Raw genomic sequence first — 13,057 nt, forward strand, 5'->3', positions numbered from 1 at the left:
CCTCTTTAAAAATATATAAATAGATTTATATATTTGATGACTTGCATAAAAAAAACAATCCGCTATAATGACATCAAGAGGTGATTTGTCATGAGAATATCCAAGACCGGGTTTACCAACATCATTCGCTGTAGTCGTTATGGCGCACTCGAAGAAATTTACCGTAAAAAAGGTGAAGCCATTGTTACATTTTCTGAAGACATGGATGATTTGATGACCGCTGAAAATGGAATCAAAAGAGATGAACTATTAAACGATATGTATGAAGGTGATGAAGACCTCATCATGAAGGATGACCCACAACTCAACGTGATGATGCCATTCTATAACGCCATTGAAGGCTTAACTGCACAAGCGGTTAGAGCTCATTTTAGCGGTTCTTTTCAATTCAATATGCTCGATACCTACAAACAAAAACGATTTGAAATGGAAAAAGATGGGTATCACTTTTACTGTTTCTTAGACGGCTTCTTACAACAAGAAGATGGGTTCAAAATCTTCGAAACCAAAGCGACCACATCGCGTAAATACATCGATATGACCCATGATAAAGAGTCGATGTTCGCCTTTTCACCCGATGGGATCCTCATGCTGACCAAAGACTTGGGTTTTCCAACCGATGAAAAGTACGACAAGAAACTTCAAAAACTCTATGACCGTTATTCCGATGAAGGTCGATATGTGTATGACTTAGCGTTCCAACGATATGTCATCGAACACAGTAAAGACGCACCTACAGGCAAACAAGGGTACTACTTAGCTGTGTTAAACAAAGACTACATTTTCGATGGTAAATACGATGAAAACAACAAACCAGTGTATGGCTCAGACATCATTGTTTTGGTAGATTTCACCAGCATTACAGAACGCTATATGCCCATCATTGAAGCGGATATGAATACCGTCATAAGCTATTTAAACCATATGAATGCGAACCCGGTAGATATCGGTAAACACTGTCAACGTAAAGACCGAAAACAATGTCAATTTTACAATATATGTTGGTCCAAAGTCCCTGAGAAGAATAGCATTCTTACCTACCTCAATAATCATAATGGATTTACCGACGAATACGGTGAAAAAAGAGACCGTTTTGAGCTGATTAATGAAGGGATAGTCAATGCCTTAGACATCCCTGAATCGTGGCTAAAACGGGAAAATAACGTCATTCAAAGACGTGTCATTGAATCACATGAGCCGTATTATAATTTTAGAAAAATCAGAGAAGGTATTCTAGAGCTCAGGTACCCGATTTATCATCTAGACTTTGAATCATTCCCTTGTCCATTACCACGATTTAAAGGGGAAGGTCCTTACATGCAATCCCTATTTCAATTCTCGATTCACGTCGAACATGAACCCAATGTATGTGATAAAAATGAAGACAACTATTCGTTTTTAGCTAGCGACCACAGTGACCAAAGAGAGGCTTTGATTCAAGCGATGATCGATGTCATCAAACCCGATGGTGGTTCTGTTCTGGTCTACAATATCGCATTTGAAAAAACCCGCATTCATGAGCTAGCAAGGCTCTTTCCAGCTTACAAAGATCGCTTGATTGACATCGCTGACCGGTTATTCGATTTAATGGATATTGTTAAAGGCAATACCAAACTATACAAGAACTTAGGCTATGACGAAGAAGAAGCGAAGAAAATCAATTACTATCACAATGATTTAAATGGCTCTTATTCGATTAAAAAAGTCCTACCATTGTTCTCAAACTTAACCTACAAGGGCATGCCTGTAGCGAATGGTAATGACGCGATTGTTCAGTATGCGCAATTACCTTTATATGACCCGCAAACCAAGGAAAGGGTCCGAAGAGACATGCTCGAATACTGTAAACAAGATACGTGGGCCATGGTCGAAATCTTACAACAATTACGGACGATTGCTTCCGTTAGGTAATCCCTATATAAAGGGATTGTCTAATGATTTGTAAGGGTCAATGCTTGTAATTATTTACATTTTCTACTATAATTTATCTAATGAGGTGAAACCTTGAATATATATAACTCGCTTTCGGGTAAAGAAGAAGTCTTTACACCCGAAAAACCCAATCAAATTTCCATGTATGTGTGCGGTCCAACCGTATACAACTATATTCATATCGGCAACGCAAGACCTGTTGTCTTTTTCGATGTTGTTAAACGCTATTTTACATACTTAGGCTATAAAGTGACCTATGTTTCTAACATTACCGATGTTGATGACAAAATCATCGATGAGGCACAAAAGTTAAACATCGATGAAAAAGTATTAACACAAACCTTCACTGAAGCGTTCATTAAAGATACACTTGCGCTTGGCAGTGACTTACCAGATTTGATGCCTAAGGCTACTAACTACATCACAGACATGATTTTTTACATCAATGATTTGATTGAAAAAGGTTATGCCTACCATAATGGTGATTCCGTATACTTCCGTGTTCAAAAAATCGGAAATTATGGTGCTTTATCGAAACAGATCTTAGAAAACCTCAACGTTGGTGCGAGAATCGATGTCGATAGTCAAAAAGAAACCCCGTTTGATTTTACCTTATGGAAACAAACCAATGTGGGGGTAGCTTTTGAGTCCCCATGGGGTAAAGGTAGACCAGGTTGGCATACCGAATGTGCCGTGATGAACCATTCGATTTTTAACCATAAAATCGACATCCACGGTGGTGGCTCGGATTTAAAATTCCCACACCATGAAAACGAAATGGCACAAAGTTGTGCTCATGATAACCATGAATTAGCCAATACTTGGATGCATGTCGGTAGGCTCGATTTTGGCAATGAAAAGATGAGTAAATCGATTGGTAACATCATTTTAGTGAAGGATTTACTAGAAAATTATGAGTACCAATCCTTTAGATTACTGTTGTTATCACATCACTACCGTCAACCCATCAATTATTCAGATGACTTGATGAAACAATTTGATAACGAGTGGCAACGCATCAAACGTGCCATGAAACAAGCGTTTGTCGATATTTCTATCCAACGCTATAACACCATTGAAGTTCATTTGGATGCGTTAGAAAAATTCCGTCAAGCGATGGAAGATGATTTCAATATATCGAATGTCATGACGGTGGTTTATGAATCACTGAAAGCCATGAACCGCTCGAAAGAAGTCAAAGAAATTGCGAGATATTACCATACCATTTCATTGATTTTATCTGTATTGGGCATCAAGTTGGATTTGATGCCACTATCGGATGAACAAATCGAACGTTACCAAGCGTGGCAACAAGCACGAGCAGAAAAACGTTATAGTGACGCGGATCGAATCCGTATGGAACTCGTTGAATTGGGATTGCTGTAATGGAAGCTCATTTAATCAACGGGGTTGCTTTAGCGTATATTGGGGATGCATACTACGAATTACGCATTCGAAAACATTTATTATCCCTTGGCATCACCAAGGTCAACGAATTACATAAATCAGCCATCAAATTTACTGCAGGTGCCGTTCAAGCAACCTTGATGGATGCGTTCATTGAACGTGAATTACTCACAGAAACCGAAATTAGCTATTTTAAAAAAGGTCGTAATGCCTCTGGACCAGGTCGAAAAAACATCGACATGGCGACCTACCATAAATCCACAGGATTTGAATCCATGATGGGGTATTTATACTTAACAGACATTGCGCGTTGTGACGCGCTGATAGACCAAGCCATACAAATTTTGACAGAAAAGGTGTGATTCCATTGGAAGACATTAAACCGATTAAAAAGTCTAAAAAGGAACTGAAAAATGTGGTAGAGATTGAGCGTATCAACCCTGAAATTGAACAAGGGTTAACGTATCAACAAGTCGAAGAACGCATTTTGGCAGGCTTATCCAATAAAGTCTCGTCAGGTTCGACCAAAACTGTACCATCCATCGTAATTTCGAACATCATGACGTTGTTCAACCTCATGAATATTGGGATTGCTACATGGTTAATCACTGTAGGTGCTTTTAAGGACCTGTTTTTCATTGTGATTGTTTCGTTAAACGTCGGCATTGGGATTTTCCAAGAAATCAGAGCGAAGAAAACCATCGATAAATTATCGTTGTTATCCGCTCCAACCGGTGTGGTTATCCGCGATGGTGAAGAACAAGAAATCATGATTTCTGATTTGGTTATAGATGATTTAATGAAACTAGCCACCGGTAAACAGATCAGTGCCGATTCTGTGGTTAGAGAAGGTCAAATTGAAGTCAATGAGTCCTTACTGACTGGTGAGTCCGATCCAATTGTTAAAAAAGTTGGGGATGAGCTATTCTCAGGATCATTCGTAGTTTCAGGACACTGTGTCGCACAAGTAACGAAAATCGGTAAAGAGTCTTACATTGAAAATCTTGCAAAACAAGCAAAGAAATACCGTAAACCAAAATCCGACCTATTGAAGTCGTTGAGAAATATCATTCGTACCGTTGGGTTCTTAATTATCCCAATCGGTGGAACCTTATTCTACATGCAAATCCATGGTGGCGCTGCCTACAATGACGCGGTTAGAGGCGTCGCGGGCGCCGTCATAGGTATGATTCCTTCGGGATTGTTCCTATTAACCTCCGTAACCTTAGCGGTTGGGGTCTTAAGACTCGCTCAAAACAACACCTTGGTTCAAGAGTTGTATTGTATTGAAATGCTCGCTCGTATCGATACCCTCTGTTTAGACAAAACCGGTACCATCACCGATGGCACTATGGCGGTTAAGTCGGTCATTGAATATGTCAATCCTTCAGGGTTGCCAATCAAAAAAGCAATCCCAACCATGATGGCGTCACTGGAAGAAAAGAACTTAACCTCAGAAGCCCTTGAACAAAAATTTGGTACGACAAAACGCATTAAAACCAAAGCAGTGATTCCATTCTCAAGTGCACGTAAACTCTCAGCAGTTGAATTTGAAAAATATGGCACATTCGCCTTAGGTGCACCTGAATTTGTCTTAAAAAAGGATGCTTATGCAGATGTCGCAGCTGACGTGGAAAAGAACGCCAAAGAAGGCTATCGCGTCATTGCGATTGCCCATTCGGCTCAATCCATCGATGGCGATAAACTCCCATCAGATATCAAAGCGATTGGTCTAGTGGTCATTGAAGATACCATTCGCCCTGACGCGATTGTTACCATTGAATATTTTAAAACCCACAATGTGGACGTGAAGGTCATCTCCGGGGATAACCCAATGACGGTCGCACACATTTCTAAACGTGCCGGTATTGAAGATGCCGACAAGTTCATCAGTTTAGAGGGTGTTTCGGATAAAGATGTCATTCGTTATGCGGATAAATATACAGTCTTTGGTCGTGTATCGCCAACCCAAAAGAAATTATTAATCGAATCCCTAAAACGCAGCGGTCGAACCGTCGCCATGACCGGTGATGGTGTTAACGATATTTTAGCCCTTAAAGAAGCCGATACATCCATCGCGATGGCGTCCGGTTCTGAAGCGGCTCGTAACGTATCACACTTGGTTTTGATGGACTCGAATTTCTCATCCATGCCTAAAGTCGTGAATGAAGGCCGTAGGGTCATCAACAACGTTCAAAGGGTTGCCATCTTGTTCTTAACCAAAACCATTTTCTCATTCATGTTATCGATGGTTGCGATTCTATCGAGAGGTATTTATCCGATTACCCCATCACAATTATCGATGATCGACTTCCTCGTTATTGGTCTACCATCGTTCTTCTTAGCGTTAGAACCAAACACCAACCAAGTCAAAGGTCGTTTCTTACTCAACGTCTTGAAGCGCGCATTACCTGGTGCACTGGTGGTAGTCATCAACGTTTTAATCATCTTCGCACTAACGCCGATCTTACAAATCGATAAGACCCAATCATCAACCCTTATTGTCATCTCTGCCACCTTTACAGCGATGATGGTATTGTTACGTGTTTTAAAACCGATGAACATGGTTCGTACGATTTTATTTGGCGTGATGTTTACAGCGTTTATCGCAGCGACGATTTTCGCCCCTGATTTCTTTGAATTCAATTCCTTCTTTAGGGATTATTATTCATCTTCAACAGGCGCACTCGTGCCAAGATTACCAGTTGAACACATATTGTTATTGATTGTTTTGGTTCAAACCGCTTATCCAGCGATGGGCATCATCGCGAACATTCCAGGATACATTTCCAAAGCCATCAAGTTTGTTTTGATGAAATTATCCAGCATTTAAAAAAGTAATTTTTCTTGGAGAGAGGGTATATATCATATGATTATCTATGGAAAAAACACAGTTAAAGAGGCCATTCTCGCCAAAAGACCCATCTATCAAGTATGGATTGATGAAAAGAAAACAGATTTCAAATGGGTGCCTTTTTTGAATGAGCATCACATTAAATACCAATTGGTTTCCAAACACCAATTGAATGAAAAAACCGACAATCAAAACCATCAAGGGATTGTTGCGGATGTAAAACCTTATGACTATGCAGACTTAAATGTCTTGTTTGACGGTCAAAAGAAAAAGGTTTTAATCCTCGATCAAATTGAAGACCCACATAACTTAGGTGCTATTTTAAGAAGCGTTGAAGCGACTAAAATTGATGCTGTGATTTTGCCTAAAAATCGTAGCGTCGATATTACTGGCACGGTTGCGAAAACCGCTGTTGGGGCTTTAGAATATACCACCATCATCCAAGTAACCAACCTCACTCAAACCATTGAGAAACTCAAACAACATGGCTTTTGGGTCGTTGGTACCGATATGGTCGCTGAAAAAACCTACAAAGACATCGACACCTCTACCTCAGTAGCGGTGGTGATTGGCAATGAGGGTGAAGGTATATCTCGTTTGGTTAAACAATCATGTGACTATTTGGTCACCATCCCGATGATAGGGAAAGTTAACTCATTGAATGCCAGTGTTGCCGCGGCACTGATATTATACAAACTTGCAGATCTTTAGGAGGATTCATGTCATACAAAGCCTACAATGATTACGAACTCATTTATATGGTTCAAGATCAACAGGACATGATGGCTTTAGACATACTATTTACGAAGTACGACAAGTTTATACACAAGAAAATCAGTCAGTTTTATGTGTTTGATAGTGAGCGTGAAGATTTCTATCAAGAAGGATTGATCAGCCTTCATAAGGCGATTTTGTCCTTTAAAGACACGTACAACAAAACGTTCATGCGGTATTTTGAAACCGTTCTAGAGCGTAAATTCATCAATTTAAATCAGAAACGAAAAAGGTATCAACAAGAGATGGATAACCTCGTCAATGAAGCGAGGTATATGCCCATTTGTGTGGAAGAACAGCCTAGTGAACACTATTGTAAACAGGTATTCAAATCGGCATTAGAAGAAGCCATCTACGATGCTTATTTCAAAGAAAACCAAAAGATACCCTCGATTGCGAGAACGTATCAACTCGACCCAAAGCAAGTTTATAACGCTATTTATCGGATTAAGAAAAAGCTAACACAAACACCCTAAATGGTGTATAATATATTGACTAAGGTGATGTGTCATGTTAAAATACATGTGCACTAACCACAGAGGTGGTTTTTTTATGCGAGAAAAAGTGATTTTAATTTGTGAGGAATGTTTAAATCGTAATTACCAAACGACCAAGAATAAAGCCGTTCAAAAAGAGCGTCTTGAAATCAAGAAGTTTTGTGTAAAGTGTAACAAACATACCCTACATAAAGAAAGTAAATAGGAGGCTATTAAAATGGCAGTCAAACAAAAAGCTACAGAACAAAAGAGTAAGTTAGTTGAAGTATTAACCACTGAGTACAGATGGGAAAATTTACTACTTGGTGTTCTAGCGTCTTTATCCCTAGCTTTATCCATCATGATTTTAAGTGGTATCTTAACCACAGAAGATGGTCCAATCCCACTAATTTCAGACTATCCTAATCTATTTGCAGGTATTTTATTGGGTATTTCCATCATTGGTTTGTTACTTGTTATTTATCCGTTCTTCGTACCAGCATTACCAGAATTAAAGAAAATGTCTTGGCCAACCTGGGCAGTTTATTTAGATGCAAGCGTACGCGTGATGATTTTCGTCATCTTCTTCGCAATGTTATTCTTCGCATTCGACTTACTGATCGCTAACGTTACAGGGAACTTATTCTAATGATTGATCCACGTCGCTGGTATATCGTGCAAACCTATTCCGGTTACGAATCGTCTGTCAAGGAAGACCTTGAACGCCGTATCGAATCGATGGGGATGCAAAACCTGATTTTTAGAGTGGTTTTGCCGGAAGAAACTTATATTGAAAAAGATAAGAATGGCAATCCAAAAGAGAAAGTAAGAAAGATGTTCCCAGGGTATGTCTTTGTTGAGATGATCATCACTGATGATTCTTGGCACGTCATCCGTAATACACCAAAAGTAACTGGCTTCTTAGGGTCATCCGGTGGTAGAACCAAACCGGTTCCACTCCCACAAGATGAAATCAATGCCATCCTTCTTAAAGTTGGTATCATTGAAAAACCAACCTTCAAACACCCAATTGGGTCAGTTGTCAATATTATTTCAGGCCCATTTGCAGGTCAATCTGGTCAAGTTATTTCCTTTGATAATGATAAAGAAACAGCCATCATTTCGATTGAATTCTTCGGCCGTGGTACCCCAACTGAAGTATCCTTTGATCAAGTAGAAAATCAAAAGTGAGTCCGCGGACTCACTTTTTTAATATTAATTTTACGCCATCGGTGTCTTCGGTGTGAATGATACCCTGATGGATGGTATAAGGCATCTTCAAATCATCTAAGGCTTGGATGGCGCGATTGTATGCTTCATCTGTGCTCAGAACATAAGTGACATCCAAAAGACCTACCGAATCTGCTTTAGCTTTCACTGGATTTGCCCAAGTGTTTAACGCTAAATGATGATGGTATGCTTTTGAAGACAAGAAATGTGCACTGTGTACATTTAAAAACAGGTTGTATCCCAAAACTTTCTGATAGAAATTGGAACTGTTTTTCAAATTGATTGTATGTTGGTGCATATGACCTAAAATGGTATTCGAATCTATTTTTGTAAATATGCTCGGATTGATTTTTAGATAATAATCATAGTCAAATGGTTGATTTTCAACCTTTTCAGGGTGTGTATCGATGTCTTTCCAATAGGTAGGGTCTTTATCGACATAGAGCTCAATACCATTGCCATCGGGGTCATTTAAATATAGGGCATCCGAAATGCCGTGATCTGCGCCACCTGTAATGGGGTATTTGTTTTTCGCGATGTGATAGACCAATTGTCCTAAAGCCTTTTTAGTAGGTAGTAGGTATGCGACGTGATACAAACCTTGAACAGGTTGTCTCGGTGACGCATTTAAGTCGATAAAAGTCTTTAAAATCACATCGCTACCATTAATGGTATAATAAATGTGTTCAGGCGTTTCTTCATAGATAGAAAAGCCTAAAATATGTGTATAAAAATATTTAGATTTTTCCACATTTCGAATTTTTAATGATAACGATACTGGATAGACAGCATCGGGTTGATGATAGATACTCATGGTGATTCACCTCACATATGGATAGTATAACATTTCGAATTCGAAATATAAAATGATTTGCTTAAGGAGATAGTTATGAAGACATTACAAATGATTGAATTGCTCAAAATCCATGAAGATTTAGCGAGCTTAAAACCGATGAGAATCGGAGTTTTACCCAACGATGGGTTGATTATTCCTGGATTTCCGGAAGCATTGTTAACATTCGATTTGGATCAATTCACGATTTATACCTTTGAAGGACTCATTAAACTGACGTACGAACATCAAAAATACACCTTTTCATTCAGTGAGATTAAAGAGATCGAAATGGGTAAATATAACTTCAAAGATCGCTATCTTAAAATTACCTTTAAAGATGATAGGTACGTCGCTTTCAGCTATCATTTAAATGATAAAAAGTACCCTGATCAAAGCACACTCATAGAGGCCTTCATGCATAAACTGGAGTCTCTGGCAAATTAGTTTTCATTTTTGATTGACATTATTACTATGTAATGATAAAATAACAAGGCGTGTATGGATACACCGTAGTGGAAGGATGGCGTAAAGCAGATCCGCTGACCACATACTCATAGGATAAAGGAGGTTGTGTCACATGGCTAAAAAAGTAGTCAAAGTTGTCAAATTGCAAATTGCAGCAGGTAAGGCGAATCCAGCCCCACCAGTAGGACCAGCACTTGGTCAAGCAGGGGTTAACATTCCTCAATTCTGCACCCAATTCAACGAAGCAACAAAAGACAAAGTCGGTTATGTTATTCCGGTAGTGATTTCAGTATTTGATGATCGTTCATTTACATTCGTAACAAAAACACCACCAGCAAGCGACTTAATCAAGAAAGCAGCAAATATTCAAAGCGGCTCTAAAAATGCATTAAAACAAAAAGTTGGTTCGATCAAACGTGATAAGTTGAAAGAATTAGCTACATTGAAGATGCCAGATTTGAATGCCTACACAGTTGAAGCAGCAATGAAGATTCTTGAAGGAACTGCAAGACAAATGGGCGTTACCATCGAAGACTAATTCGGTGGCAGTACCAAAATAATTTAGATATCATCATCTAAATTGTGGGAGGATATCCCGCTAGACCACATTTTAGGAGGAAACCATATGAAGAGAGGAAAAAAATACGTCGAAGCTGCAAAATTAGTTGACAAAACTAAGAAATATGCAACAGCTGAGGCGTTCGATTTAGTTGGTAAAACATCGACTACTAAGTTTGATGCAACTGTCGAAATTGCTTTTCGCTTAAACATTGACCCACGTAAGGCTGAACAAAACCTTCGTGGCGCAATCGTTTTACCTCATGGAACCGGAAAAACCCAACGCGTTGTAGTTATTGCACGCGGTGAAAAAGCTAAAGAAGCTCTTGCAGCTGGCGCAGATTTTGCAGGCGACACTGAATTGATTCAAAAAATAGCTGGCGGCTGGTTCGATTTCGATGTCATGGTTGCGACACCAGATATGATGGCTGAACTTGGTAAATTAGGTAGAGTTTTAGGTCCTAAAGGCCTAATGCCAAACCCTAAGACAGGTACAGTTACATTGGACGTAACTAAGGCAGTTAAAGAAATCAAGAATGGTAAAATTGAGTACCGTGTTGATAAGGTTGGTAACATTCAAGCGCCAATCGGTAAAGTATCATTCGGTTCTGAAAAATTAGCAGAAAATGCAAAGACAATTTATCAAGTATTAAATCGTATTAAACCAACAACCGTTAAAGGTGTATACATGAAGAACATCACTGTATCATCCACAATGGGACCTGGCATCCGTCTTGATGAAGAATCATTAAGAGGATAATTACTTAAAAATCTAATATCGCCATAGACAGTAGGTGCCACTGAGCTTAATTTCCTACCGAGGATATAATGTTGTATTTTAACCCTCTTTTGTCTTGGCAAAGAGGGTTTATTTTTAGAAAAAAACAAGGAGGAAACCAGATGAACAGTTCTATTTTAGAACGCAAGAAGAGTCAAGTCGATTTACTGGTTGGCAGAATCCAAGAAGCAAAAACGATCGTTGCGTTTGATTATGCCGGACTATCTGTAAAAGACTTTACTGACTTACGTATCCAATTACGTAAAGCTGGTTGCGACGCGCAAGTATTTAAAAACAATATCGCTCGTCGTGCCGTTGAAGTAACTGGTCACGCTGAACTTGCAGAACATTTCGTAGGGGCTAAAGCAATTGCTTTCTCTAACGATGATGTTGTCGCTCCAGCGCGCGTTATTTTCGATTTCGCAAAGAAAAATGAACATGTTTCCATGAAGGCTGGTATCATCGAAGGCAAATCTGCATCCTTAAAGGACTTAAATGCACTTGCTACATTACCATCTTACGAAACATTGTTAACCCAACTCGCAGCAGGTATGTTAATGCCTCTACGCGAATTAGCAATCGGTTTGAACATGATTGCAAACCCAGAAACAGCCACCGAATAACACTAAACTAATAAAGGAGAATATTATCATGGCAAAATTAACAAAAGCAGCTTTTATTGAAGCATTAAAAGAAATGTCAATTCTTGAAATCAAAGAATTAGTTGACGGATTAAAAGAAGAATTTGGTATCGATCCATCAGCAGTATCCGCAGCAGCACCAGCAGCAGCTGCAGCAGTCGTTGAAGAACAAACAGAATTCAACGTCGTTCTTAAGTCTTTCGGCGCTAAGAAACTTGAAGTTATCAAAGTTGTTCGTGAATTAACTGGTCTTGGACTAGTTGAAGCGAAGACTTTAACTGAAACTCCAAACAGCATCGTTAAAGAAAAAGTGAAGAAAGAAGACGCTCAAGCAGCTAAAGAAAAACTAGTTGCAGCAGGCGCAGAAGTTGAAATTAAGTAATTAACGAAACTTTTTGAACCAGAGGATAACTCTGGTTTTTCGCTTTACAAAAGAGGATATTGAATGAGTGGACAATACTTTGAAAACAATCCAGGTTTAAAACACGACATCCACGAGTACAGTTTGTCAATGAACGGAAAAACTTTCCGTTTTTTGACCGACAGTGGCGTGTTTTCGCGTAACTATTTCGATTTTGGATCTAAGACTTTGGTAGAGATATTCAAACCGTTTGAAGGTGCAAAATCGTTTTTAGACTTGGGCTGTGGATATGGTCCGATAGGAACCATCGTTAAAAAAACATACCCCAACTTAGAGGTTTCTCTATCAGATGTGAACCCTAGAGCGGTGGAACTTGCGAAACAAAATTTATTAAAGAATGATGTTTCTGCAACCGTTATGTGTAGCGATGGATTTAATCAAATCAACCAAACATACGATATCATTCTGCTCAATCCACCCATCCGTGCTGGTAAACAAACTGTATTTAATCTCTACGTCGAGAGTTATGAACACCTGAATCCATTGGGTGAATTATGGATTGTCATCCAAAAAAAGCAAGGTGCGGAGTCGAGTTTAAAGTTTCTTAAAGAACACTTTCAAATGGTTGAAATAGTCGATAAAAATAAAGGGTATTTCATCATTCGCAATAAAAAAATAGTTTAAATGTTATTGACATATATAAATATATGTGATAATATTGTAAAATGCATAAAGACGTGCTTTAT

General features: G+C 38.9%; 16 protein-coding genes and 1 other annotated feature. Of the genes, 15 read left to right on the forward strand and 1 reads right to left on the reverse strand.

The features are described 5' to 3' along the window. Positions 1-90 precede the first annotated feature (90 nt). The 9 genes from N7548_RS02335 to nusG all read left to right on the forward strand — a co-directional run bounded on the left by N7548_RS02335 (position 91) and on the right by nusG (position 8,634). The gene (locus N7548_RS02335) at positions 91-1,911 is read left to right on the forward strand and encodes a DUF2779 domain-containing protein (RefSeq protein ID WP_263607795.1); all 1,821 of its coding nucleotides are present in this window, start codon (positions 91-93) and stop codon (positions 1,909-1,911) included. Positions 1,912-2,004: 93 nt separating this feature from the next. Continuing rightward, positions 2,005-3,318 (forward strand): cysteine--tRNA ligase, encoded by a 1,314-nt coding sequence (gene cysS, locus N7548_RS02340; protein WP_263607796.1) that lies wholly within the window; start codon positions 2,005-2,007, stop codon positions 3,316-3,318. Continuing rightward, a complete protein-coding gene (locus N7548_RS02345) occupies positions 3,318-3,701 on the forward strand; it encodes a Mini-ribonuclease 3 (protein WP_263607797.1) in 384 nt (127 codons plus the stop codon). The genes cysS and N7548_RS02345 overlap by 1 nt, the downstream gene beginning before the upstream one ends. Positions 3,702-3,706: 5 nt before the next feature. Continuing rightward, on the forward strand, positions 3,707-6,172 hold the full coding sequence (locus tag N7548_RS02350) for an HAD-IC family P-type ATPase (RefSeq protein WP_263607798.1): 2,466 nt from the start codon (positions 3,707-3,709) through the stop codon (positions 6,170-6,172). A gap of 36 nt (positions 6,173-6,208) precedes the next feature. Then, on the forward strand, positions 6,209-6,904 hold the full coding sequence (gene rlmB / locus N7548_RS02355; RefSeq protein WP_263607799.1) for a 23S rRNA (guanosine(2251)-2'-O)-methyltransferase RlmB: 696 nt from the start codon (positions 6,209-6,211) through the stop codon (positions 6,902-6,904). A gap of 8 nt (positions 6,905-6,912) precedes the next feature. Further along, positions 6,913-7,443, forward strand: coding sequence for a sigma-70 family RNA polymerase sigma factor (locus N7548_RS02360; RefSeq protein WP_263607800.1), 531 nt, complete (start codon positions 6,913-6,915; stop codon positions 7,441-7,443). Positions 7,444-7,519: 76 nt separating this feature from the next. Next, positions 7,520-7,669: a 50S ribosomal protein L33 gene (rpmG, locus tag N7548_RS02365; RefSeq protein WP_263607801.1), complete on the forward strand. Its 150-nt coding sequence runs from the start codon at positions 7,520-7,522 to the stop codon at positions 7,667-7,669. A 12-nt stretch (positions 7,670-7,681) separates the two neighbouring features. Then, positions 7,682-8,092, forward strand: coding sequence for a preprotein translocase subunit SecE (secE, locus tag N7548_RS02370; RefSeq protein WP_263607802.1), 411 nt, complete (start codon positions 7,682-7,684; stop codon positions 8,090-8,092). Then, complete coding sequence (nusG, locus tag N7548_RS02375; protein WP_263607803.1) at positions 8,092-8,634, forward strand: transcription termination/antitermination protein NusG; 543 nt, start codon at positions 8,092-8,094, stop codon at positions 8,632-8,634. Before secE ends, nusG begins: the two co-directional genes overlap by 1 nt. Positions 8,635-8,644: 10 nt before the next feature. On the opposite strand, the gene N7548_RS02380 is transcribed toward nusG, so the two are convergent. Further along, a complete protein-coding gene (locus tag N7548_RS02380) occupies positions 8,645-9,487 on the reverse strand; it encodes a VOC family protein (protein ID WP_263607804.1) in 843 nt (280 codons plus the stop codon). A gap of 75 nt (positions 9,488-9,562) precedes the next feature. Here N7548_RS02380 and N7548_RS02385 point away from each other — a divergent pair, with 75 nt between their 5' ends. The 6 genes from N7548_RS02385 to N7548_RS02410 all read left to right on the forward strand — a co-directional run bounded on the left by N7548_RS02385 (position 9,563) and on the right by N7548_RS02410 (position 12,995). Beyond that, a complete protein-coding gene (locus N7548_RS02385) occupies positions 9,563-9,952 on the forward strand; it encodes a hypothetical protein (protein ID WP_263607805.1) in 390 nt (129 codons plus the stop codon). A gap of 133 nt (positions 9,953-10,085) precedes the next feature. Further along, entirely contained in the window at positions 10,086-10,511 is a 426-nt protein-coding gene (gene rplK, locus N7548_RS02390; RefSeq protein WP_263607807.1) for a 50S ribosomal protein L11, read from the forward strand. An 87-nt stretch (positions 10,512-10,598) separates the two neighbouring features. Next, on the forward strand, positions 10,599-11,291 hold the full coding sequence (gene rplA, locus N7548_RS02395) for a 50S ribosomal protein L1 (RefSeq protein WP_263607808.1): 693 nt from the start codon (positions 10,599-10,601) through the stop codon (positions 11,289-11,291). A gap of 3 nt (positions 11,292-11,294) precedes the next feature. Further along, positions 11,295-11,413: a sequence feature (ribosomal protein L10 leader region), on the forward strand. An 18-nt stretch (positions 11,414-11,431) separates the two neighbouring features. Continuing rightward, positions 11,432-11,932 carry a 50S ribosomal protein L10 gene (gene rplJ, locus N7548_RS02400; RefSeq protein WP_263607809.1) on the forward strand — a complete coding sequence of 167 codons (501 nt, stop codon included), beginning with the start codon at positions 11,432-11,434 and terminating at the stop codon, positions 11,930-11,932. Positions 11,933-11,960: 28 nt separating this feature from the next. Continuing rightward, positions 11,961-12,332 carry a 50S ribosomal protein L7/L12 gene (rplL, locus tag N7548_RS02405; protein ID WP_262095544.1) on the forward strand — a complete coding sequence of 124 codons (372 nt, stop codon included), beginning with the start codon at positions 11,961-11,963 and terminating at the stop codon, positions 12,330-12,332. A 63-nt stretch (positions 12,333-12,395) separates the two neighbouring features. Next, positions 12,396-12,995 carry a class I SAM-dependent methyltransferase gene (locus N7548_RS02410; RefSeq protein WP_263607810.1) on the forward strand — a complete coding sequence of 200 codons (600 nt, stop codon included), beginning with the start codon at positions 12,396-12,398 and terminating at the stop codon, positions 12,993-12,995. Positions 12,996-13,057 lie beyond the last annotated feature (62 nt).

This window comes from Paracholeplasma manati (genome assembly GCF_025742995.1).
GTDB lineage: Bacteria > Bacillota_I > Bacilli_A > Acholeplasmatales > UBA5453 > Paracholeplasma > Paracholeplasma manati.

Bases quoted from the DNA above. Each gene is read 5' to 3' on its own strand.
- N7548_RS02335 (WP_263607795.1), top strand. From the start codon at position 91: ATGAGAATATCCAAGACCGGGTTTACCAACATCATTCGCTGTAGTCGT.
- N7548_RS02345 (WP_263607797.1), top strand. From the start codon at position 3,318: ATGGAAGCTCATTTAATCAACGGGGTTGCTTTAGCGTATATTGGGGAT.
- rlmB (WP_263607799.1), top strand. From the start codon at position 6,209: ATGATTATCTATGGAAAAAACACAGTTAAAGAGGCCATTCTCGCCAAA.
- N7548_RS02360 (WP_263607800.1), top strand. From the start codon at position 6,913: ATGTCATACAAAGCCTACAATGATTACGAACTCATTTATATGGTTCAA.
- rpmG (WP_263607801.1), top strand. From the start codon at position 7,520: ATGCGAGAAAAAGTGATTTTAATTTGTGAGGAATGTTTAAATCGTAAT.
- secE (WP_263607802.1), top strand. From the start codon at position 7,682: ATGGCAGTCAAACAAAAAGCTACAGAACAAAAGAGTAAGTTAGTTGAA.
- nusG (WP_263607803.1), top strand. From the start codon at position 8,092: ATGATTGATCCACGTCGCTGGTATATCGTGCAAACCTATTCCGGTTAC.
- N7548_RS02380 (WP_263607804.1), bottom strand. From the start codon at position 9,487: ATGAGTATCTATCATCAACCCGATGCTGTCTATCCAGTATCGTTATCA.
- N7548_RS02385 (WP_263607805.1), top strand. From the start codon at position 9,563: ATGAAGACATTACAAATGATTGAATTGCTCAAAATCCATGAAGATTTA.
- rplK (WP_263607807.1), top strand. From the start codon at position 10,086: ATGGCTAAAAAAGTAGTCAAAGTTGTCAAATTGCAAATTGCAGCAGGT.
- rplA (WP_263607808.1), top strand. From the start codon at position 10,599: ATGAAGAGAGGAAAAAAATACGTCGAAGCTGCAAAATTAGTTGACAAA.
- rplJ (WP_263607809.1), top strand. From the start codon at position 11,432: ATGAACAGTTCTATTTTAGAACGCAAGAAGAGTCAAGTCGATTTACTG.
- rplL (WP_262095544.1), top strand. From the start codon at position 11,961: ATGGCAAAATTAACAAAAGCAGCTTTTATTGAAGCATTAAAAGAAATG.
- N7548_RS02410 (WP_263607810.1), top strand. From the start codon at position 12,396: ATGAGTGGACAATACTTTGAAAACAATCCAGGTTTAAAACACGACATC.